The following is a 20,532-nucleotide window of genomic DNA, read 5'->3' on the forward strand; positions in this document are numbered from 1 at the left end:
TCATGCCAAAGCATGAAGCGCGATTATTTCTCGGTCATGAAGATGACGTTGTCCTCCTCGTCCACCGTGTACGGAAGACTGTATGCAGGCAGAATCGGGTTTTCGTCGTACAGAATATGCCGGATATCTTCTCCGGATTCAACATCCGCCTTTTTGTCCGCAACTGCATCGTGCAGATCGGCCGTATAGTCAATGTAGAAATTTCCGTCCGAAGACAGGATGATGGGCAGTTCCCGGTCGCTGTACGGACTCTTTACCGTCGGCGCTTCTTTAAGGCCCATCGCAGAGAAGTTCGGCAGAAATACGTCTTTTGTCAGCATCTCTTCGATCGGCACATGGCCATTGACACTTTTTCGCAGATTCAGTTCCCTGATCCTCTCGGGACCGTTGAGGTCAACGAGCTTGACTGTCGGATTTTCTTCAACATCTATGATGACGTACTGATAAATCCCGCCGGTTTCATAGGCGTTCGACGGAATCTTTTCAAGATGGGCCGGCACAATTTTCGAGAAATCGATCGGGTATTTTATGAATGCGTCCACATCCTGGTCACGTGTCTTGATCGGCAATAGGCCGCCGCTGTTTTCCTGGTACTGTTCGACCGCGGATTGAACGGCCCTCAGCTGCTCTTCGTAGGGTATGGTGCTTCCGGAACGCTCGCTGTCGGGATACATGCATCCCGACAATGCGAGTACCGTAACCATTAACAGGATCATCCATAGTTTTTTCATGCCATCACCCTCCCGTCGGCCCGCTGAATACAAGATAGACCATAGAAAAGAAAGCGAAGAGCAGGAGCAGCCAGGCAGTCAGGCTGAACACGAATTTCAACAATTTATTATTAAGCTTGTTGCGGCTGATATTGATGAGGAGCATACAGACGAACATCGCCCCCATTGCATAGAATGACAGCCACATTTTATCCAGGGATGACAAAACGGGTCCACCTTTCAAGACCGGTCAGGTTCAGGACCAGCCGGCCAGATCTTCAGTTTCATGCTTTTTCGTGCGGCCCATGAGAAGGTCCACCATATCGCGAGGCTTTTCACCTTCAAATAGAACCGCATAGAGAGCTTCGGTAATCGGCATAGGCACGCCGCATTCTACCGAAAGCTGATGAGCAGCTTTGGTTGTCCGGACACCTTCCACGACCATGCCCATGCTGTCGAGCACCTCTTCCAGGTTTTTGCCTTTGCCGAGCATATTGCCGGCGCGCCAGTTGCGTGAATGCACGCTCGTGCATGTGACAATCAGGTCACCGAGGCCGGAAAGACCGGAAAACGTGAGCGGGTTGGCCCCCATTGCAACGCCAAGGCGGGTGATTTCTGCCAGGCCCCGCGTGATCAGGGCTGCCTTGGCGTTGTCGCCAAAGCCGAGGCCGTCCGTGACGCCGGCGGCAAGCGCAATGACGTTTTTCAGGGCACCCCCGATTTCCACCCCGACCACGTCATCGTTTGTATAAACGCGGAAGTCCTGATTCATGAACAGATCCTGGACCCTTCTTGCGTGGTCCATGTCTTTTGCGGCAGCCGTGACGGTGGTCGGCTGGTTCCGGATCACCTCTTCGGCATGACTCGGCCCGGACAACACGGCGATCCCGTCGCAGACGGCCCGGTCCAGCTCTTCTTCCATCACTTCGCTGATGCGCTTGTGCGTATCGGGTTCAATCCCTTTGGAAACATGGGCGAACAGAACGGGTCTGTCCAACGCGCCATTCAGTTCCCTGCATACTTCACGTATCCCCTTTGTCGGTACGGCCATGACAATGACTGATGCATCTTTTACGGCTATGGCAAGGTCATGGTCTGCCTTGAGGGTTTCCGGTAAGACCGCCCCCGGTAAATATTGTTCGTTCGTATGTTTTTCTGTTATCTCTGCCGCCTGCTCAGCCCGGCGGGACCAGAGCGTGCAGTCATGATCGTTGGATGCAAGGACGGCTGCGAGGGCGGTGCCCCAGCTGCCGGCTCCCAACACGGCGACTTTGGTCATTGCGTTCAAATCCTTTCCGTCAGCTGCGTTTTCTTGTGATGAGTCGGATCGGTGTTCCCTCGAATCCGAATGCCTCACGGAGCTTGTTCTGAAGGAACCGCTCATAGGAGAAATGCATGATCTCCGGATCGTTGACGAAGACGACGAATGTCGGCGGCTTCACTTGGACCTGGGTCATGTAGTAAATCCGGAGCTTGCGTCCCTTGTCGGAAGGGGCAGGATTCCTCGTTACCGCATCCTCAATCACTTCATTCAGGATGCTGGATTGGATGCGCAGCGCGTGATTTTCACTCACCATGTTGACGGTCTCGAGAATGGACAGTACACGTTGTTTGGTCTTTGCGGAGACAAAGACGATCGGCGCGTAGTCAAGGAATTGGAAGTTTTTCCGGATGTCTTCTGTCATCCGGTTCATCGTCTTCTCATCCTTTTCGACCGCATCCCACTTATTCACGACTATGATGACCCCACGGCCGGCATCATGGGCATAGCCGGCAATCCGCTTATCCTGCTCCCGGATACCTTCCTCGCCATTCAGGACGACAAGAACCACATCCGATCGTTCAATGGCTCGGAGTGCACGGAGAACGCTGTACTTCTCGGTCGATTCATACACTTTCCCTTTTTTGCGCATTCCCGCCGTATCGATGACTTTGTACTTCTGCCCGTCATGGACAAAATCGGAGTCGATTGCATCACGCGTTGTTCCGGCGATATCGCTCACGATGACACGTTCTTCTCCCAAGAACACGTTTGTCAGGGAGGATTTCCCCACGTTCGGGCGCCCGATCAGGGAAAAGCGGATGACGTCATCCTCAATCTTTTCCTCTTCGGAGTCAGGGAAACTGCGGACGACCTCGTCCAGCAGATCTCCCAGGCCAAGTCCGTGAGAACCGGAAATCGGGAATGGCTCGCCGAAACCTAGCGAATAAAAGTCATAGATCATGCTCTGCATGTCCGGATTATCAATTTTGTTGACGCCGAGAACAACCGGCTTTTTCGTGCGGTAAAGGATTTTGGCGACCTGCTCGTCCGCCGCGGTCACCCCTTCGCGTCCGTTCGCCAGGAAAATGATGACGTCTGCTTCGTCCATCGCAATCTCAGCCTGATGCCGGATCTGCTCCAGAAACGGCTCGTCCCCGATGTCGATGCCACCTGTGTCAATCAGGTTAAATTCATGGTTCAGCCACTCTGCGGGGCTATAGATCCGGTCACGCGTTACGCCCGGTACATCTTCGACGATTGAAATCCGTTCGCCGACGATGCGGTTGAAGATCGTTGACTTGCCGACATTCGGCCGCCCCACGATCGCTACAATCGGTTTGGTCATCTGTTCCACCCTTCCGGTTTCTTCTTGTGTCATTATACAACAAAACATTTCAGTAATCAGATGTTAGCATATAGTTTCACAAAACGTTGATTTTACGGCATTTCTGAACAATGGACTATCCGACTCGATTTCCAAATATACTTATTCATCCCCAGGCATTTTGGGGAGGTTCCGGGGGACATTTACATAGTGGACAGACGATGACCGCTGCATATAGTTGCAGCGGTCTTATGTTGCATCCTATACAAGGACTTGATGTAGTTGCTAGTGCTAGTCGGGAGGCGGCCAAATTCACCAATTTATAGCCACTTCATTTATAGCCACTTCATATATAGGAAATCAAAACGAGCGACGTTCAAAGCTGATTGCGTATGTCAATCCTTAGTGGGAGCTTGGGGATGAGCCGGTGTCTGATTAGTTTGTGTGGTATGAGGTAGGTTGGTTTTATAGCTTCGTTGTTCTTAGATGAAGGCTAACTATTATAAAACAACGGAACTAACATCATGGCGTTGTGAGCTAACGTCACAATACAACAAGAAGCGACCGAAACTAGATCTGATGTAAAAAAGATATCACTATAGATCAAGACAAAGCAGTAGAGATAATGGGAGTAAAAGGTTTTCTAGTAAAACTGCGGTCAACATACTCGTCTGAGCGATCGCATCCGCCACTGCCTCGCTCTGCGCCTCGAGCCGTGCATCACTCCGCAAGGCCTTGATGTCCGCCTCCACCATGCTGCCCATAAAGCCGCCCTCCACGAGGATTGCAGGCATGTTGGCATATCGGATGACATAAAAAGTAAGCTCGCTTAACTCCTCGATTGTTTAGACCCATCGCCTGTGCAATCTTAGGCGCAGTGGCATTGGTAAGGCTGACAGATTTGGCACTTGAACCAGTAGATACATGAACCTCTGTACCTTCACCGCTATGCCACTCCCCGGTAAAGGCGTTGTGATGGAGCGATGCAAAGACATTCGCACCCGCTGAGCAAGGCTCACATCTGTTTGACCCGTCGGATCTGTACGCAGAATCTGGACGCCGCTGTACTGTCGCAGACGCGCCACACAAGCCTTTAGTACTTTGTTGTTAAAGGACCACTGTCGCTCACCATCTGGAGACCGTTTGCCGGGCGTGTTAAATCCGCGCCCTGCGTCTAATGCGATTTTTGTCCTTACAACCTACCTCCCTTTCGTCGTTTCATAGCTTCCATCTTCTCATGTACTTCCCGTTCCTCTGGTGTCATCGGCTGTTCTTCCACTAGGCCCACAAAGCGGCAACGGCCAGCATAACAGCATTAAAGCCTGCTTCGACCTTCTGCTCCTCAAACGGTAGCGGGGACCATCCGACCGTGATGAGGTCTGGTTGATGATTAAAAACAGCAATACAAAAAGCCGCGCGATGGCGGTGTGTTGTGGATCCATTGTTATTCCTCCTCATTATTCTTTTCGGCTTTTAGTTTCTGAAGCTCGTAATGCTGTGCCTCTCGCTACTTGAGCAATTCCTTCTTGTCGATTCGATCCATCACGGGATGAGCGCTCAAGGCGGTGGTCCTTACCCGTCGGATCACGGTGCAGTTTTTCGAGCGCATTAAAAAGGACCGCCGGGGTCGGCAGTCCAATCTGTGCGCAGTTTCAAGGAGGGAGATCACCTCATTTAAGATGAAAAACGAGGATACACCAAGCTACAGCAATCCCCTTGAATCTTGTCCTGCAGCCATGACCATGTATTCCACTGCCGCGGCCATTCCGACCTTAACAAAGATGGCGACCTTCTTGACGACTCCGGCTAAGCCGATTGTGCTGTCCATGTATTTCGTCACCCATGACCGCAACAAGCCGGTGATCAGATCGAGGAGCATAAAAAATACGAGGACCACGATGGCCTCGTTGACTACGTCGATCTTGGAAATGATAAAGCTAATAATCATGGCACCGATGCCCTTAATGCCGGTGGTCTCCAATAGGCTTACCTCGGCCACTTCCTTTCTTCACGCTCCCCCTTCAACTTTTATCTGATTGGCCTCGGACTCAATGGCCTTAATATAATCTCTTTTTTCTCTATATAAACGACTCGATATCTACCTTGGATGTGGTGAATCATATGATTAGAGACAGACAAGTCGGTAACTGTCGTCTTTTCGTTCTTACAATCATTGAAAAATGACAAAACCTCCTCATTCAATGTCTCGATATGGACGCCGTATTTATAATACCTAACTCTCCCCAACGCAAAAGCATTCCAGCTCCCTACAAAGATCTCTTTAAAATCTATGACCGTCATTTTTTCCTCCCGAAAGTTATTACCAAAATCAACATTCGGGTAAAATCGTGCAAACATGAGGGTATGAGAAACTTAATAATATTTCTGATGGGTGAGAATATTACTGAGTCTGAATATTTTCGATACACCTCAAGATTTAATTACAACATGAAAAAAGCGCCCGCGAGGACGCGCTCACGTTTCCGGTCTATGGGTTTAATTATTCCTGTCTAGTCACTAACCGTTCAAATGCGATAGCTTCTTCTTCCAGTATCGCAATAATTATTTTTTCAATAGCTGAAAGGTAGGCGGCAGTGTATTCTGTATCACCTGACTCTGCCTTTTCTATTCCTTCAGGTATAGTCTCGAGCAGAAGTTCAAGTTTTCTCCTAATTCGTTCTCGAGATTCCCCTAGATATGTCGTTTCATTAGTTTCTGACTTTTTGAGCACATCATCGTTCATAACTTTTGTTCTCCTTACGAAACCATTATCGAAACATTATTTTTATTCCTACTTCATTTCGTCGCCTGCCTTCCTTTCACCTTCATTCAATTTTAATAAGAGCACCCTAGATGGATGCTCTTCTCTACTAAAACAACACTTCATTAAATAACTTCCTTAAAATCATCTTATTTTCATCAATATGAGCGACTTCGTAGTTTCCCGCATAGCAGTGTATGCCTTGTCCTACACTTATTAGAGGATTGCTGATTACTTCCTGATTCTCCATACAGCGGGAAAGGAATGATTTAACTTCCTCACTCTTAGTAAGCAATTCGAGACTACTTGCAGAAATTCTTAATTTACCATTTACATTACAACCCCAATCGTTAAATGAAATCCTCCAAAATTCTATATCTGTCATTGGAGCCCCTCCCTTCCAGCGTCACAATTCGACAAATAAGAAGGCACTCCTTCCCAAAAGTGGTATAAATGTTGTTTTGGCTGTTTCTTACTATTTAACCTTGCGCAATACAGTGCCTTGATCGTCCATGTGGATGACCTTAAAGGCACCGGAGTGTACGTAATAACTTTCGTCAACCCAGACAACCGGATTCGAAATAACTTCTCCGCTTCTCCTGCAGCGACAGAGGAAGGACAATACGGCCTCGTTATCCGTCCCGATCTCCAGATAACTGGCATTCTCCTCGATTGTTCCTCGTGCAATTCTTACCCAATCACCGAATGCAATTTTCCGAAAAACTCTTTTTATCATCGGACGATCCCCCTTCACGTGTCATATTTCGATACCTCAAAGTGGAATCCTTTATACATCTTATTTTATTCAGAGAACTTTTCGAGTTAACCTATCGTTTTTAGGTGATTAACTCTTCAAGAAAGAAAATAGCGCCTGTACGGACATTTAAAATTGCCAGAAAGGCCATCTCCGATTCCACAAGCACTTGTTTCACTTCTGCTTTAAGAACTTCCGGCACCTCCGCAAACGTCAACTTGCTTAGGATGTTTCTTTGCGCAAGTAACATAGCAATCATAACCGCCTCCCTCCTCTCTACTCATAGATCGAGAAAATCATTTCTTCGAGCACACTCAAGAAATCCACACGGTCTTTGACAATGCTTTGTTTTCCTCCTTTAGCTGTTCCTGCTTCTTGCAGTCGTAAAGCGGAACTTCAGACGTCACTTTTTGGGCGTCGTGAGGGTACAGGGATCCGGTCCAGATAACACATCCGGATCCGGTAGCGGCCGGACAAGACTTTCCAGACGGAATCCTCTGGCTGGTATAGTGAGGGCTTGCCGACATCCGCCGAAATGCGATTGAGAGGCATATCAAACCGCTCATTGGTCGCTATAAGCTTTCTTCGCTTACCGCAACCACTTATAAGTGTGAGTTTCTAAACGTGCTTCTATTGAAGCTTGCGCGACAACTCATCTGGGGACAGGAAGTTCCCTTTAGTGTCATCACGCGAGGTTCGGATATCACTCCTTCGCCATGTGAACCGAAACGCCATGGAAACCCACCGGATGCTACTTCATCTGCTTGGCCGGGCGCTCATTGGATGGGAGTTACGGGTCTGTCTCCTCCAAATAAAAAGGTGATGGCATATGGATCTGCCATCACCTTGTGTGTTTCTTAAGATTAAACTCAGTCCTGGAAGCCCTTCAGCTTGTCGCCGATGACATCGCTGATCGAGAAGCCTTTGGACTCTTCCGGCATCTCGTATTCGTCAGGCTGTGCTTCGCGGCGGTCTTCGCGCGGGAGCGTCTCTTTGATGCTGAGGGAGAGACGCTTGTCCAGCTTGTTGACATCTAGCACTTTCACCTGGACGGTCTGGCCTTCCTCGATCACTTCATGAGGCGTGCCGATGTGGTGGCGGGCCATCTGGGAGATGTGCACCAGTCCTTCCACACCAGGGAACACTTCGACGAATGCGCCGTAGGAAACGATGCGCTTGACGACGCCGTCAAGAACAGAGCCCTTCGGCGCTTTTTCTTCGATGTCTTCCCATGGGCCAGGGAGCGTTTCCTTGATGGAAAGCGAGATGCGCTCATTGTCGCGGTCGATCGAAAGTACTTTGACATTCACTTTATCGCCTTCGGACAGGACATCGCTTACCTGCTCGACATGTCCATGCGCGACTTGGGAGATGTGGACAAGCCCGTCCACGCCGCCGATGTCGACGAATGCGCCGAACGAAGCGATGCGCTGGACTGTACCTTCAATGACATCGCCTTCTTGGATGTTATTCAGGACTTCACCCTTCTGGGCGTCCTTCTCTTCTTCAATCACCGCACGGTGAGAGAGGATCAGGCGGTTTTTCTCCTTGTCCATCTCCACAATCTTGAATGTCATTTCGCGGCCTTTGTAGTCGTCGAACGACTCGACATAGTGGTCCTCAACGAGGGAGGCCGGAACAAATCCGCGGACACCGAGGTCGACAACAAGGCCGCCCTTGACGACGTCCTTCACTTCGGCAGTGATTGTTTCCTGGCTGTCAAATTTCTCCTTCAGGCTATCCCAAGCAGCTTCTGCATCGACTTTGCGCTTCGACAGGACGAAGTTCTCATTATCGTTTTCTACTTTGAGGATGATGAGTTCCAGTGTGTCGCCAACCTGGACTGCATCGGATGCCTTTTCTATATGGAGGCTCGACAGTTCGCTGATCGGGATGACACCGTCAAACGGTGCACCGGGGATTGTAACCGTCACCGATTTATCTTCGATCTTTTCAACTTTCCCCGTTATGCGATCTCCTGTTTTGAAGTCGCGGATTTCTTGTTCTTCCATGTGTTGTTCCATGTTATTCATCTCTTCACTCATGCCTAAGTCCTCCTCCATAAAGGTTCCTTACCCCATTTTATTAGAAAACGCCTGTAAAAACAAAATATTAAGCTTATTTAGCCGGTTTTTCTTTTTCAATCAGCAGGCGTATTTCTTGCATGATCGCTTCCGTCACTTCTTCCGCACCTGCTTTCCGCTCCCTGAAAGGCGTGATATCAAGCGGTTTTCCGTATCGGACCTTTACTTTCCGGAACGGCCGGTAAGGCCCGATGATCGCGCAAGGGACGACGACTGCATCGCCGCCCTTCAATGCGAAAAAGCCGGCTCCGGACATGCCCTGGCCGAGAGTTCCGTCTTTGCTCCGCGTCCCTTCGGGGAACATCCCGACAACCTGTCCGCCCTTCAGCAGGCTGACAGCCGTGCGGATGGCATTCCGGTCGCTGAGCCCGCGCTTGACCGGAAAGACATGAAGATTCGGAAGCAGATTTTTCAGGATCGGGGCTTCAAAAAGTTCGGCCTTTGCCATGAAATTGATCGGGCGCGGTGCGGTGATTCCGACAACCGGGGGATCCAGTTCAGAAATATGGTTTGCACAGACGAGGGCGCCTCCTTCCTGCGGAAAGTGTTCGGTCCCCTTCACATCCAGCCGGTATAGCGGTTTGAGAACCCCGTAGACGACCGACTTTGCGAAATGGTAGAAGTCCATCAGTCCACCTTCTCCCTGACAAGATCCATGATCGCTTCAGCCGCTTCGCTGATGGACAGAGATGTCGTATCCAGAAGGGCGGCATCTTCTGCCTTTGTAAGCGGGGAGATCTCGCGCTCGCTGTCTTTCTTGTCACGGAGTGCGATTTCCTGTGCAAGCTGGTCAATGGAGGATTCAAATCCCCGCCTCAGATTTTCAGCATGGCGCCGGCGTGCGCGCTCTTCGACACTTGCCGTCATAAAGACCTTGAGCTCGGCATCAGGCAAAACCGCCGTCCCGATATCACGGCCATCCATGACGACGCCGCCCTCTTCCGCCATTCTGCGCTGGGCATCCACCATATAGGCACGTACGCCCGCATGCGCGGAAACGGCGGAAACGCCGTTTGTCACGGCGTCCGTGCGAATTTCGTCCGTCACGTCCTGGCCGTCCAGCCACACGGTTTGTCCTTTGTCTCCGGCCTTCAGTTCAATTTCAGTCCCCGGCAGGAGAGCCTCGACATCAGCGGCCTTGTCCAAATCTATGCCCGCTCCGATCGCTTTATACGTCAGCGCACGGTACATGGCGCCCGTATCAATATATGTATAGCCTAATTTCTCGGCAACTAACTTCGCAATTGTACTTTTTCCGGCCGCGGCGGGTCCGTCGATTGCAATGCGGATTTCTTTCGTCATATCGTTCAACTCTCCTCAAGTCAATTCGACCTCATTGTACCATATCAAAAAACGAAAAGCCCCCGCTGGCAGGGACTTTTCAATGGTTCATCGCAGAATTTCGCTCTTCAGCACTTCCCCGGTCTCAGTGTCGACCATGAGCCTGTAGGTGTCTGTCCTGCCCCCAGTTTTCTTGGTGACGACAAGAAGATGGCAGAGCCGCTGGACGAGCTCTTCGTTGGCGGTATAACCGAGCTCCTCGGAATGGACCTCCGTACCATCCGCAAAAAATTCTTCAGGATCAAACGGATTGATCGGCTGTGCCTTGATCTTCTCTTTCTGGATGTATTCCATCGTGTTGACACCGAGCACTTCTCCGTCGTCCTTCGCAAGTTTCACTTGTACGCCATCAGCAAACACCTTGCCGCCTGTGTCCGGATCGACCCTCACAAAACTCAGATGCCAGTAATGGCTGTTCTCCCTGGATTCTTCGAAGACAAGGTCATCATATCCCGCCTGTCGGAGAAATTTCTCCGCACGTCCGCGGATATCCGCCTCAGGCAGTACATCCTCTCCAACTGGCCGCTCCACAAGCAAGGACAGCAAATGTCCGCCGCGTTCGGTAAAATCGGCGTACCCGATCCTTGCCCCGTCCTGGAAACGGATGTGATAAAACGGGTACGGCGCATCCGGTTCGCTCTGGCTTACGTGCACAGTGGCACCGTCATAATCCGGGAACAGTTCCTTGAACCGGCTAAGCGCGCCATCACGTCCGATTGGCTCATCATTCAGATTCTTGAGGTCTTTTTTCTTCTGCTCATCATGCTCGCTTGCGGTCAGCGGAAAGTCGCTCTCTGAATAGGTTTTAACTGCCTGTCCGAGGTCTGCCCAGCGTTTGTCCGGCTTTTCGCTTTCCAGCTGTGCAAACCAGCTGTTGGGACCGGTGCCGCCGGCGAACATCCCCCGGGTCACGGATGACCATTCAGTAGAGAATTCATCCAAGTTCGCTGCGGCATTGCCAAGAGCCTTTCCCCACTTTTCCTGGGGAATTGCCCCTGTCGAAGCCAGATCCGCGTAGTCACCGAGACGGGTGAGGTAATTCATCCACTCTGATGAGAACTCACGGTCAAGCGGCAACGAAGAGAGGTTGTTTCGGATTTCCGAAGACAGCCTCCAGATGTTGTTGAGCGGTTCTTCTGCCGCGGACTGATCCTGATAAAGCAGGACCTTTCTGACTTCCTGTTCCAGTTCATTCATCTGTTCGGTCGCCTCGGTCAGCTTATTGGTATACTGGCCGTTCAGAAGTAGAGTCAGTCTCTCGTTTTTCGCCGATGCCGACCAGGAAAAGATGGCCAGCGCGGCAACCGTATATGCCAGTATAAATATCAGTTTTTTCATGGGATCCCTCACATGCAGAAGATATGCTGCCCGATTTTTTTGATCTGCGGTCTTGACCAGATCCATTTGCTGGTTGCCGTGACCGGGTTAAAGTAGTAAATGGCGTTTTCTGTCGGATCCCAGCCATTGATGGCATCGATGACCGCCTCTTTTGCTCGCTCATTCGGGGTAAGCCAGATCTGCCCGTCCGCAACTGCCGTGAAAGCAAGGGGCTGAAAGATTACACCGCTCACGGTGTTGGGGAAATCGGCATGTTCCAGCCGGTTCAGAATGACTGCAGCAACTGCGACCTGTCCCTCATACGGTTCTCCCCGTGCTTCCCCGTACACCGCATTGGCCATCAGCTGGATATCCTGTTCACTGTAGCCCGGAGGAATATTGGCGGTCTGGCCTCCGCCGCCTCCACCTCCGCCGCCTTTAACTTGGGCGTTAAGCGGCGTACCTCCGTAATGGGTAAACGCCTTTCCGGCTGCGATATTGTTCATGACAAAGTCTTTGTGATACTTTGATACTGACACAAGTTTTTCTTTTGTCGCGGCTCCCGCCACACCATCAATCGGAAGTCCATAAGCCTGCTGGAAATTCCGAAGAGCCCAATACGTTCCATAACCGAATTTCCCATCAATCTTCCCATCGTAAAACCCCGACCATTGAAGGCGTGCCTGCAGCTCGATGACGTCATCTCCAAATGATCCGCGTCCGATATTTTGCGCGGTGAACGCATCTTTGCCAGCCGGGACGGACAAAGCCATGACCAGAACCAGCACCGCCAGGACAGGTCTGCGCTTCCGGCGCGCCGATTTCATTTGCACATGAATCCCTCCTGTAATTTCCATCGCCCGACCCGGAGATGCCGGGGGGACTTTTGCATAGCGTGTGCAAAAACAGGCGGATTATAAACAGGAAAAGAACAAATAAAAAAGTTTGCTTGCCGAATATGGCTCCTGTTTTTTTTCAGTAGACAGTCCTTCTCATTGTTGCCCGAAAAAGCACGAAAAAACCCGGCGTCGGCCGGGTTATCGCGCAGTGCGCTGGTTTTTGATATATTGGTCAACGCTCAGTAGGTGCGCCCGCTTGACGTTTTTAAGGGCGAACCACCAGAGGAAGAGCATGAACGGAATCAACAGATACATCCGGATGCTTCCTGCCATCACGAAGGCATTATAGACGAAATGAAGCGCGAATGCGGTAAAGAAGGAAAGAAACAGCATCGGCTTTGTGCCTGAATCTTCTACGAACTTGGCGCGTCCCAGATAATAGCCCATGACAACACCGAACAGCGCGTGGCTGGATACGGGCAACAGCGCGCGGATCAAAGCCTCATCCATCCCGAACGTCAGGAGGAAAAGGATATTCTCGACGGTCGCAAAACCGAGCGAGACAGTTGCGCCGAATAATATTCCATCATACGGGTCTTCAAAGTCCACATGACCGTAAACAACGATCAGGAGGATCAGCCACTTGAAAAACTCTTCGAGCCCGCTTGTGAACAGGACGTCACTTACAAATACGGAAGCAAACACCCCTTCCTCCTCAAACACATATTGGACGAAGAGGATCGGAAATGTCAGCAGCATTCCATAAATATAGGTATGAAGCAGGCTTCGCGAAGGTTCTTTATGAATCTGCTTACGCAGGTAAAAGTAACTGAACAGCGCGAGACCCGGGGCGATCGCCACCGTCAGCAACATAAACATGGGCGTCTCCCCCTCCTTGCGAACTACTTCCATCATCCTATTTTAACATGTAAGAATCTACCGGGAGGTACCAATATGACAAAAACCTTGATTCTGGTCCATACGGGCGGCACAATTTCAATGACCACAGATGAACGCGGAGCCGTCACGCCGGGGCTGAATAACCCTCTCCTTGGCCAAATTCATAAACTTGGACTCGCAGACGAAATCATCGAGATCGAGGCCTTTAACTTTCCATCTCCGCATATCACTCCCGGCCATATGCTCGAACTGAAAAAGCTGATTGTCCGCTCACTTGCAGACCAACCCGCGGACGGGGTCGTGATCACCCACGGTACCGACACGCTGGAAGAGACGGCCTACTTCCTGGACCTTACATTGAATCTGGAGATTCCTGTCGTCCTGACGGGTGCCATGAGAAGTGCGGATGAAATCGGCTCGGACGGCGTCCATAATGTCCTGTCCGCCATCCGGGTCGCCTCTGATGAGGACTCGCGGGGCAAGGGGGTACTCGTCGTACTGAACGACGAAATCCATACGGCCCAGAATGTCACGAAGACCCACACTTCAAATGTCTCGACATTTCAAAGTCCCCAGTACGGACCGATCGGCCTGGTGACAAACGGCCATATTCACTACCACCATGCTCCTCTTCTGCGCGCCCGCTTTCATGTTGACGAGCTTTGCGGGCGGGTGGCGCTCCTGAAAGTGTATGCCGGAATGGATTCGGAATTCCTCTTTCATGCGGCGGATGCCGGCTATGAGGGAATCGTTCTCGAAGGGCTCGGCCAGGGCAATGTCCCCCCTTCACTCATGCCGGGAATCCGCAGGCTGCTTGAGGACGAGATCCCTGTCGTACTGGTGTCGCGCTGTTTTAACGGCATTGCGCAGCCGGTGTACGGCTACGAGGGCGGAGGACGAATGCTTCACGAGGAAGGTGTCATCTTCGCTCACGGGCTCAGCGGGCAAAAAGCCAGGATCCAGCTGCTTCTTGCCCTGTCGGCAGGCATCCACCCTGGTCAGATTGCGCAGTCTTTCAAGGGGCATTGAGCCCCTATATCTAATTACCAATGGAACAAGGAAGTTAACATAATAAAAATATTTATAATTAGCATGATAAAAGCCGGATCTGCAAAAGAAATCCTCTGCAGGTCCGGCTTTGTTATTTCACATATTCGATTGCTTTCCTGGCGAGAAGCCCGCCATGAAAACGCCCGTTCTCGATGAAAATTTCATTGGCGTTGTTGCCCGCCGCGATGACACCGGCAATAAACAAGCCGGGAACCGCTGTTTCCATCGTTTCCGGATCGTACTTCGGACGCCCGGTTTCATCGTCAACCCCGATTCCCATTTTGCGCAGGAATGTATGGTCCGGATGATAACCGGTCATTGCAAACACGAAATCATTGGGCACGGAACTGAGGTTCCCCTTCAGATCCTCCAGTTCAACCGCTTCTTCCGAAATGCGGACAGGAACTGTGCCAAACCGCATGTCGACCGCCCCATTCCGGACAAGGGCATCAAATTCCGGCAGCACCCATGGCTTGACGCTCGGGGAGTACTCCTTGCCGCGGTAGGATACCGTGACCCGGGCACCGGCTTTGTTCAACTCGATGGCGGCATCCACTGCCGAGTTCTTCCCGCCGATCACCAGCACATCCGTATCGAAAAACGGATGCGCTTCCTTGAAATAGTGGAAGACCTTCGGGAGGTTCTCTCCGGGAATCCCCAAGTAGTTCGGATTGTCATAATATCCCGTCGCGACGACCGCAACAGACGTACGGTAATGCCCCTTATCCGTTTTGATGACAAAACCGCCGTCATCTTTTTCGACACTTTCGACCCGCTCAAACCGATGAACCCGGAGCTGCTTTCTCCGAACGACTTCCCGGTAATAGACAAGCGCCTCATTCCGCTTCGGCTTCAGCCGCTCAGTAATAAACGGGATATCGCCGACTGACAGTTTTTCACTTGAGCTGAAAAATGTCTGATGGGTCGGATAGTTATAAATGGTATTGACAACGTTGCCCTTTTCGATGATGAGCGGGCGGATGCCTTCGTCCTGCAATGCGATGGCTGCAGCAATTCCGCATGGCCCTCCTCCGATAATGACGGCTTCTTCCTGCTGTATCATATCTACAACTCTCCATTACTTTACTTCTTTTTAGCCCTTAACCTGATTATGTGGCTTTCAGCCGGGGCTCCGAGCCTGAGCGGCACGAGAGAGGTCCCGTAGCCGTTGCTCACGAGTTCCACTTTTCCATTATCCGACCGGAAGCGGCCCTTTTCAAGCATCCCGAACCGTCCCAGCCGAATCTGGCCGCCATGGGTGTGACCTGCCATCCGCACTTCCGGATCTTTTTGGCCGAGCATTTCAAATACACTTGGCGAATGCGAGATGAAAATGACCGCATCCCCGCGCCTGACATTCCGGAAAGCTTGATCGACATCGACATTGAAAGACGATGTGTCGTCCGTGCCGACAAGCACCCAGCGTACCGGACCCGCCATCAGCACTGCTGACTCATTGTCAAGCACAGTCCCGCCTGCATCGGAGATGGCTGAACGGATCAGGGCTTCCCCGACTTCCCGGTCGTTGTTCCCCCATACATAGTAAAGCGGGCCAAGTGCGGCAAGCCGCATGATGTTCCTGCGGATGCGGGATTCCGGAACCCCGCGTTCCGCGAGGTCCCCGCCGATGATTACTGCGTCGAATGGACCGCCTGCCTTCCGGATCAGCTCCCTGGATACACGCCTGCGATGAATATCCGATATGAAGAAAATGTCAGGACCGCTCCCGTCCTGTTCAGCACAAATGGCGGCCTCATGCTCCCTGAGCATAGCCAACTTGGCGTTTGCATACATCATGGCCAGTCCGGCGCCTGCGGCCGCCAACACAGCAGCAACTGTTCTCAATTCCATTGCATCAACCCCTGTATTCGGGTATTGGACCCTCTCTTCATAAGACGCGCACTCTGACCCAAAGTATGCATACAAGTTGAACGCGCCTCATGAAAAACGGGATCCATGAAGGATTTCCCGGAAAAAGCAAACGGCAGCAGCTCGGGTCGCTCACCGCAGGCCGCTGCCGTCGCTATGAAATTAGATGCTCAGTCTTCCTCGTGGATGTGGAGCACTCGGAAACCGCTTTTCTCAAGCTGCTTCAGGAACTGCTCCTTGTTTTCGCTCTGTTCAATCTTGAGAACAATGCGCCTGATGAGTTTATCGGTCTCATCAAATGTGACCAGGGAAATGACGGACTCGTGATGCTTGTTGAGCAGTTCCCCGAGACGGGCAATCTGTCCTTCCGTCTCCACAGAAGTGAATGTAATGCGGACCCCTTCCCGATTCATCCCGAACGCGCTCTTTACCTGGTTGACAATGTCCGGTCGCGTGACGATCCCAAGGAACTTCCGGTCTTCGGTGACAGCAATAATCGGGAAGTCACTGATTTCCACGAATGACTTCTCGAAAACGTCATTGATCGTGAGTGTGATGTCCTTCCGGATGATGATGTCAGTCAGAGGGGTTTCGGAAAGGTAGGATTGCCGGTCCTTGCCGGAATGGAAATAGGATTCGTACGTCAGATACTGGTTGATGATTCCTTTGTACTCATCGCCATCCAATACCGGAAGCGCATCAATATCCTCTCGCCGGAGCAGTTCAAGCACGTTCTCAAGCGGCTCATCAATCTGGACGGTTACACATTTCTCTTTTGGAATCATGACACTTCGTACAAACATGGTCCCACCTCATCCTTTAGGTTTCTGTTACCTGCATATCCTTATTCGGCAGGAGAATCAGCCATTCCTTTCGATTACGAGTGGTCATGGGATGACCAGGGTCTGTCCAACGGAAATTTCATTGGAAGAAAGCCCATTTGCCCGCTTGATCTTTTCTACCCCGTCACCCGAGCCATAGTAATTCACCGAGATGCGGTAAAGTGTCTCTCCGGGCTGTACAGTGTGGGAACCGCGATTGGCCTGCTGCTTTTCTTTTTCCTTTTCTTGTTCCTTTCGTTGCTTTTCAAGGCGTTGCTGCTCTTCACGCTTTTTCTGTTCAGCGATCCGGGCCTGTTCTTCTTTGCGTTTCTGCTCCTCGATCCGCTGCTGCTCTTCCAGGCGCTTTTGTTCTTCAAGCTTTTTCTGTTCTTCGAGTTTTTTCTGCTCGTCCAGCTTTTTCTGCTCTTCTAATTTGTTTTCTTCTTCCTTGCGTTTCTGCTCTTCTTGGCGTTGCTTTTCCGCCTGTTCTTCTGCTTTCTTCTCATCATCGTCATCTTTGGAAGCGGCCCCGCCTTCAGACGGCGGCTCGGCCTTTTCTCCGGCGATGGATGTATCGATTCCAAGATTTTGCTCGAGCTCGGCCGCATTGCTGCTTTCCATCGGATCGTAAAATTTATAAACATAGATAAATAGGGAGATCGGAATCAACATGAACAAAATCAGCAACGTGTTGATCAACGTGCTTCCCTTTGTTCGTTTCTTTTTTCCGGATGCTTTTCCGGCTTTCTGTTTTTTCTTGGCTGACGGTTCTTTTCGGCCGAACAGCTCAGCTCTGGTCATCGGCTTGTCCGCAGAATCTTTGTCATCGGTCACCGCAATTTCCTTGCGGTGCTGCTCGAACTTCTGCCTGAAGTCATCATTCGTCATGGCCGTCACCCTCCAGTAAAAGGTACGTAAATATATTATGACGAATGATGTAGGAAAAGTAAATGTTATTCCTCTGCCGAAACTCCGAACAAACTGTTGATCCGCTCTCTCCAGCCTTGGAGGCCGGCAGTGTTTCTTGCGGTTGTCCTCACGGTTAGAATTTGAGCGGGATCAAGTCCGCATTCCGAACAGCAATGGGCCGGCCGAAACGTCGGCGAGTATCCGAACAGGCCGAGCGCCCTGGAACGGATACACCCGGCGCCTTCCGCAAATTGCACCATCGATTGAATTTCTTCCCTCTTCGCTTTGGCAAGTCTATCCATTTGGATTGCAGCCTGTGCTGTACCGAGTCTGTCCAGCCAATAAGAAATGACCCGGAGCGCAGTTTCAGAAAGGCCCGCGAGCTCTCCCGCTTCTCTAATGTCCATGCCTTCTGCTAAACACTTTCCGATAAAGTGAACGGTTTCCGGCTCCGGCAGATCATCTGTGGCGATAAATGCCGCTGTATCGGCGTCACCTTCCGAATAGAGCAGGGTGGACAGTGATTGTCCTCCGTCCCTTCCCGCTCTGCCGATCTCCTGGATATACTGGGCTGCCGATGATGGCAGATGGTCATGGATGATCCATCGGATATCAGGCTTGTTGATGCCCATTCCGAAGGCATTGGTTGCACAGATCCATTCAAGCTCCCCATTCAGGAACTGTTGCTGGACCAGGATCCGGTCTTCCCCTTCCATCCCCGCATGAAAGGCCGCTGCATGAATTTCCCTGTTCCTCAGGTGACCCGCAAGTTCTTCGGCCCGCTTTCTCGATTGCACATAGATGATGCCCGGCCCCTGCCACCGCAATAGGTTTTTGAGAATCCATTCCGTTTTTTCCTCCCGGCCGGCAAGTCGGACAAGTTCCATCGCGATATTGGGCCGGTCAGGCGTATGGATGAACAGCTCCGGCTGCCGCATCAGCAAATAGTCGGCAATATCCCGGATCGCCTTTTCCGAGGCGGTCGCCGTCAGTGCGAGGACAGGCGGCCTGTCCTCCAAAGCAGCAAGCCATTCCCTCATTCTGAGATAGTCCGGCCTGAAGTCGAATCCCCACTGGGAGATGCAGTGCGCTTCATCTGCCACGATATAAGCAATCCGGAGCTGCTTGAGCCGTTTTGAAATATGGGGTTGTACAAGCATTTCGGGTGATGTGAACAGAAAACGGTACCGACCGAGATTGGCCAGCACTTCTGCCCTTTCCTTTGGGGCGAGAAAAGAATTCAAAGCCGCGACCCGCTTCTCGCCCTTCATTTTCAGCTGGGCGACCTGGTCTTCCATCAGCGACAAAAGCGGCGAGACGATCAATACCGTGCCCCCGAGTGCATGGACCGGGAGCTGATAGCACAATGACTTGCCCGCCCCTGTCGGCAAGACGGCAATCGTGTCACGGCCCTGGATCACCGAGCGGATGACCTCTTCCTGGCCACGGCGGAATTCATCAAATCCTGTGACCCTTTTCAGCAGGCTTCCCAGGTTTTCCGTGATCGTCGTATCCATCTGCCCCTTCCTCCTTTCCTATCCTTGCCAGGATCAGCCTCAGCTGGAAATAGGCGAGTCCGGGAAACGCCTTTTTCAAAACGCTCAGCTTGCGCGTGGCCAGCCGGGCGGCTTGATCCCTGACAGCTTTGACGTCCTCCGGTGCCGCAAAATCCCGGATCGGAAATGCCGGATCATTAATCGCGATTTCGACAAAATGATCCTCAATCGTGCTCATTTTCAGGTTCCGCTGTTTCGCAATATCATCCATCCCCAACCCGGCACGGTACATTTCTGCCGTTTTCTTCGCCGAACCGGTCAGCGGACTTTCGGCCTTCACTCCTTTGGCCAGGGCGGCAAGGATCGGAGTCGGCCGTTTCGCCAGGCTATCCAGCCAAATATGAAGGGTTTCCACCCATTCCACTTTCAGGTCCATTTCGGATATGCCCGTCACCTCGGAAAGCTGATACCAGGTCATGCCGGACATGCCCTTTCCCGTAAGACGGGCCGCAAAACGGGATAGACGGTCATCTTCCATGCCGGCGGCTTCCAGACTGCTCCGCATCTCCCAAGCAAGATCTCCTGGCTTCTTCCCTTTAAGAACAGTTGAAAAAAGACGTTTCACATCCCGCTGGACGACCGGATCGGCGGTAACCGGCATAAACGACTTGTCCCCTGCGGAAAGATGGGACACCGTTTGTACTGCAAGGGCAAGCCGTGCAAAAAACAGCCGCTCCATGCCCCGGTAGCTCCAACCGTTCAGCCGGACCGGCCCTTGCGAAGCTGCCCTCGTTTTGCCGGAAGCGGACAAAAAGACAGTCCCGTCTTCCTTTTCGGCGATCAGACCGGCTGCCAGCAGCCTCCGGTAGGCCAGATCAAAATCATTTGCATGCAAAGAAGGCAGCATCCCGAAAAACGGATGCAGCCTGTAATACTCCGTATCCTGAAGCGTCTGGCCCGACCGCTTTCCTTTCATGAGGTGGAAGGCAGCATGCTTGTACCGCTCACCGTCGATCCGGCTGATGATGTTCAATAAAATGTCATCGAAGCTCATGGCACGCCTCCACATGATAAAGTGTTATCATTAGAACTG

At 51.6% G+C, this 20,532-nt stretch carries 23 protein-coding genes; 1 reads left to right on the forward strand and 22 read right to left on the reverse strand.

All coding sequences use genetic code 11. The annotated features are described in order from the left end of the window. Positions 1 to 23 precede the first annotated feature (23 nt). The 16 genes from BLT01_RS04810 to prsW form a co-directional block, all read right to left on the reverse strand. Complete coding sequence (locus BLT01_RS04810) at positions 24 to 731, reverse strand: hypothetical protein (RefSeq protein ID WP_092095162.1); 708 nt, start codon at positions 729 to 731, stop codon at positions 24 to 26. Between the two features lie 4 nt (positions 732 to 735). Further along, positions 736 to 936: a DUF2768 domain-containing protein gene (locus BLT01_RS04815; RefSeq protein ID WP_092095164.1), complete on the reverse strand. Its 201-nt coding sequence runs from the start codon at positions 934 to 936 to the stop codon at positions 736 to 738. Positions 937 to 966: 30 nt separating this feature from the next. Next, positions 967 to 1,989, reverse strand: coding sequence for an NAD(P)H-dependent glycerol-3-phosphate dehydrogenase (locus tag BLT01_RS04820; protein WP_092095165.1), 1,023 nt, complete (start codon positions 1,987 to 1,989; stop codon positions 967 to 969). 19 nt (positions 1,990 to 2,008) lie between these two features. Next, positions 2,009 to 3,319, reverse strand: coding sequence for a ribosome biogenesis GTPase Der (gene der / locus BLT01_RS04825; protein ID WP_092095168.1), 1,311 nt, complete (start codon positions 3,317 to 3,319; stop codon positions 2,009 to 2,011). Positions 3,320 to 3,894: 575 nt separating this feature from the next. Continuing rightward, positions 3,895 to 4,107, reverse strand: a complete 213-nt coding sequence (locus BLT01_RS15560; protein ID WP_407639305.1) for a hypothetical protein — start codon at positions 4,105 to 4,107, stop codon at positions 3,895 to 3,897. Continuing rightward, a complete protein-coding gene (locus tag BLT01_RS15565) occupies positions 4,019 to 4,387 on the reverse strand; it encodes an N-acetylmuramoyl-L-alanine amidase (protein ID WP_143020579.1) in 369 nt (122 codons plus the stop codon). Before BLT01_RS15565 ends, BLT01_RS15560 begins: the two co-directional genes overlap by 89 nt. Positions 4,388 to 5,000: 613 nt before the next feature. Beyond that, positions 5,001 to 5,246, reverse strand: a complete 246-nt coding sequence (locus BLT01_RS04835) for a phage holin family protein (RefSeq protein WP_125903222.1) — start codon at positions 5,244 to 5,246, stop codon at positions 5,001 to 5,003. Between the two features lie 552 nt (positions 5,247 to 5,798). After that, a complete protein-coding gene (locus BLT01_RS04845; protein ID WP_092095177.1) occupies positions 5,799 to 6,041 on the reverse strand; it encodes a hypothetical protein in 243 nt (80 codons plus the stop codon). A 127-nt stretch (positions 6,042 to 6,168) separates the two neighbouring features. Next, positions 6,169 to 6,444: a hypothetical protein gene (locus tag BLT01_RS04850; RefSeq protein ID WP_092095180.1), complete on the reverse strand. Its 276-nt coding sequence runs from the start codon at positions 6,442 to 6,444 to the stop codon at positions 6,169 to 6,171. 451 nt (positions 6,445 to 6,895) lie between these two features. Further along, on the reverse strand, positions 6,896 to 7,072 hold the full coding sequence (locus BLT01_RS15190; protein WP_176765046.1) for a hypothetical protein: 177 nt from the start codon (positions 7,070 to 7,072) through the stop codon (positions 6,896 to 6,898). Positions 7,073 to 7,682: 610 nt separating this feature from the next. After that, positions 7,683 to 8,858 (reverse strand): 30S ribosomal protein S1, encoded by a 1,176-nt coding sequence (rpsA, locus tag BLT01_RS04860; protein WP_092095186.1) that lies wholly within the window; start codon positions 8,856 to 8,858, stop codon positions 7,683 to 7,685. A gap of 73 nt (positions 8,859 to 8,931) precedes the next feature. Continuing rightward, positions 8,932 to 9,525: a lysophospholipid acyltransferase family protein gene (locus BLT01_RS04865; protein WP_092095189.1), complete on the reverse strand. Its 594-nt coding sequence runs from the start codon at positions 9,523 to 9,525 to the stop codon at positions 8,932 to 8,934. Then, positions 9,525 to 10,199, reverse strand: a complete 675-nt coding sequence (cmk, locus tag BLT01_RS04870; protein ID WP_092095192.1) for a (d)CMP kinase — start codon at positions 10,197 to 10,199, stop codon at positions 9,525 to 9,527. The genes BLT01_RS04865 and cmk overlap by 1 nt, the downstream gene beginning before the upstream one ends. 87 nt (positions 10,200 to 10,286) lie before the next feature. Next, positions 10,287 to 11,576, reverse strand: coding sequence for a PepSY1/2 domain-containing protein (locus BLT01_RS04875; protein ID WP_176765047.1), 1,290 nt, complete (start codon positions 11,574 to 11,576; stop codon positions 10,287 to 10,289). An 8-nt stretch (positions 11,577 to 11,584) separates the two neighbouring features. Next, positions 11,585 to 12,382, reverse strand: a complete 798-nt coding sequence (gene sleB / locus BLT01_RS04880; RefSeq protein WP_092095197.1) for a spore cortex-lytic enzyme — start codon at positions 12,380 to 12,382, stop codon at positions 11,585 to 11,587. A gap of 210 nt (positions 12,383 to 12,592) precedes the next feature. Then, on the reverse strand, positions 12,593 to 13,273 hold the full coding sequence (gene prsW / locus BLT01_RS04885; RefSeq protein WP_092095200.1) for a glutamic-type intramembrane protease PrsW: 681 nt from the start codon (positions 13,271 to 13,273) through the stop codon (positions 12,593 to 12,595). 75 nt (positions 13,274 to 13,348) lie between these two features. On the opposite strand from prsW, the gene BLT01_RS04890 reads away from it, so the two are divergent. Next, entirely contained in the window at positions 13,349 to 14,323 is a 975-nt protein-coding gene (locus BLT01_RS04890; RefSeq protein ID WP_092095203.1) for an asparaginase, read from the forward strand. Between the two features lie 112 nt (positions 14,324 to 14,435). On the opposite strand, the gene BLT01_RS04895 is transcribed toward BLT01_RS04890, so the two are convergent. The 6 genes from BLT01_RS04895 to BLT01_RS04920 form a co-directional block, all read right to left on the reverse strand. After that, positions 14,436 to 15,404 (reverse strand): YpdA family putative bacillithiol disulfide reductase, encoded by a 969-nt coding sequence (locus BLT01_RS04895; RefSeq protein ID WP_092095421.1) that lies wholly within the window; start codon positions 15,402 to 15,404, stop codon positions 14,436 to 14,438. Between the two features lie 23 nt (positions 15,405 to 15,427). Next, positions 15,428 to 16,195 (reverse strand): metallophosphoesterase, encoded by a 768-nt coding sequence (locus BLT01_RS04900; protein ID WP_092095206.1) that lies wholly within the window; start codon positions 16,193 to 16,195, stop codon positions 15,428 to 15,430. 188 nt (positions 16,196 to 16,383) lie between these two features. Then, positions 16,384 to 17,016 (reverse strand): CBS domain-containing protein, encoded by a 633-nt coding sequence (locus tag BLT01_RS04905; RefSeq protein WP_092095209.1) that lies wholly within the window; start codon positions 17,014 to 17,016, stop codon positions 16,384 to 16,386. A gap of 84 nt (positions 17,017 to 17,100) precedes the next feature. Continuing rightward, the gene (locus BLT01_RS04910; RefSeq protein ID WP_092095212.1) at positions 17,101 to 17,922 is read right to left on the reverse strand and encodes a LysM peptidoglycan-binding domain-containing protein; all 822 of its coding nucleotides are present in this window, start codon (positions 17,920 to 17,922) and stop codon (positions 17,101 to 17,103) included. Positions 17,923 to 17,987: 65 nt separating this feature from the next. Further along, on the reverse strand, positions 17,988 to 19,460 hold the full coding sequence (locus tag BLT01_RS04915; protein ID WP_092095215.1) for a RecQ family ATP-dependent DNA helicase: 1,473 nt from the start codon (positions 19,458 to 19,460) through the stop codon (positions 17,988 to 17,990). Further along, positions 19,402 to 20,493, reverse strand: a complete 1,092-nt coding sequence (locus BLT01_RS04920; protein WP_176765048.1) for a helix-turn-helix domain-containing protein — start codon at positions 20,491 to 20,493, stop codon at positions 19,402 to 19,404. The genes BLT01_RS04915 and BLT01_RS04920 overlap by 59 nt, the downstream gene beginning before the upstream one ends. Positions 20,494 to 20,532 lie beyond the last annotated feature (39 nt).

Origin of the sequence: Bhargavaea beijingensis, from assembly GCF_900101985.1 — a bacterium.
Classification (GTDB): domain Bacteria; phylum Bacillota; class Bacilli; order Bacillales_A; family Planococcaceae; genus Bhargavaea; species Bhargavaea beijingensis.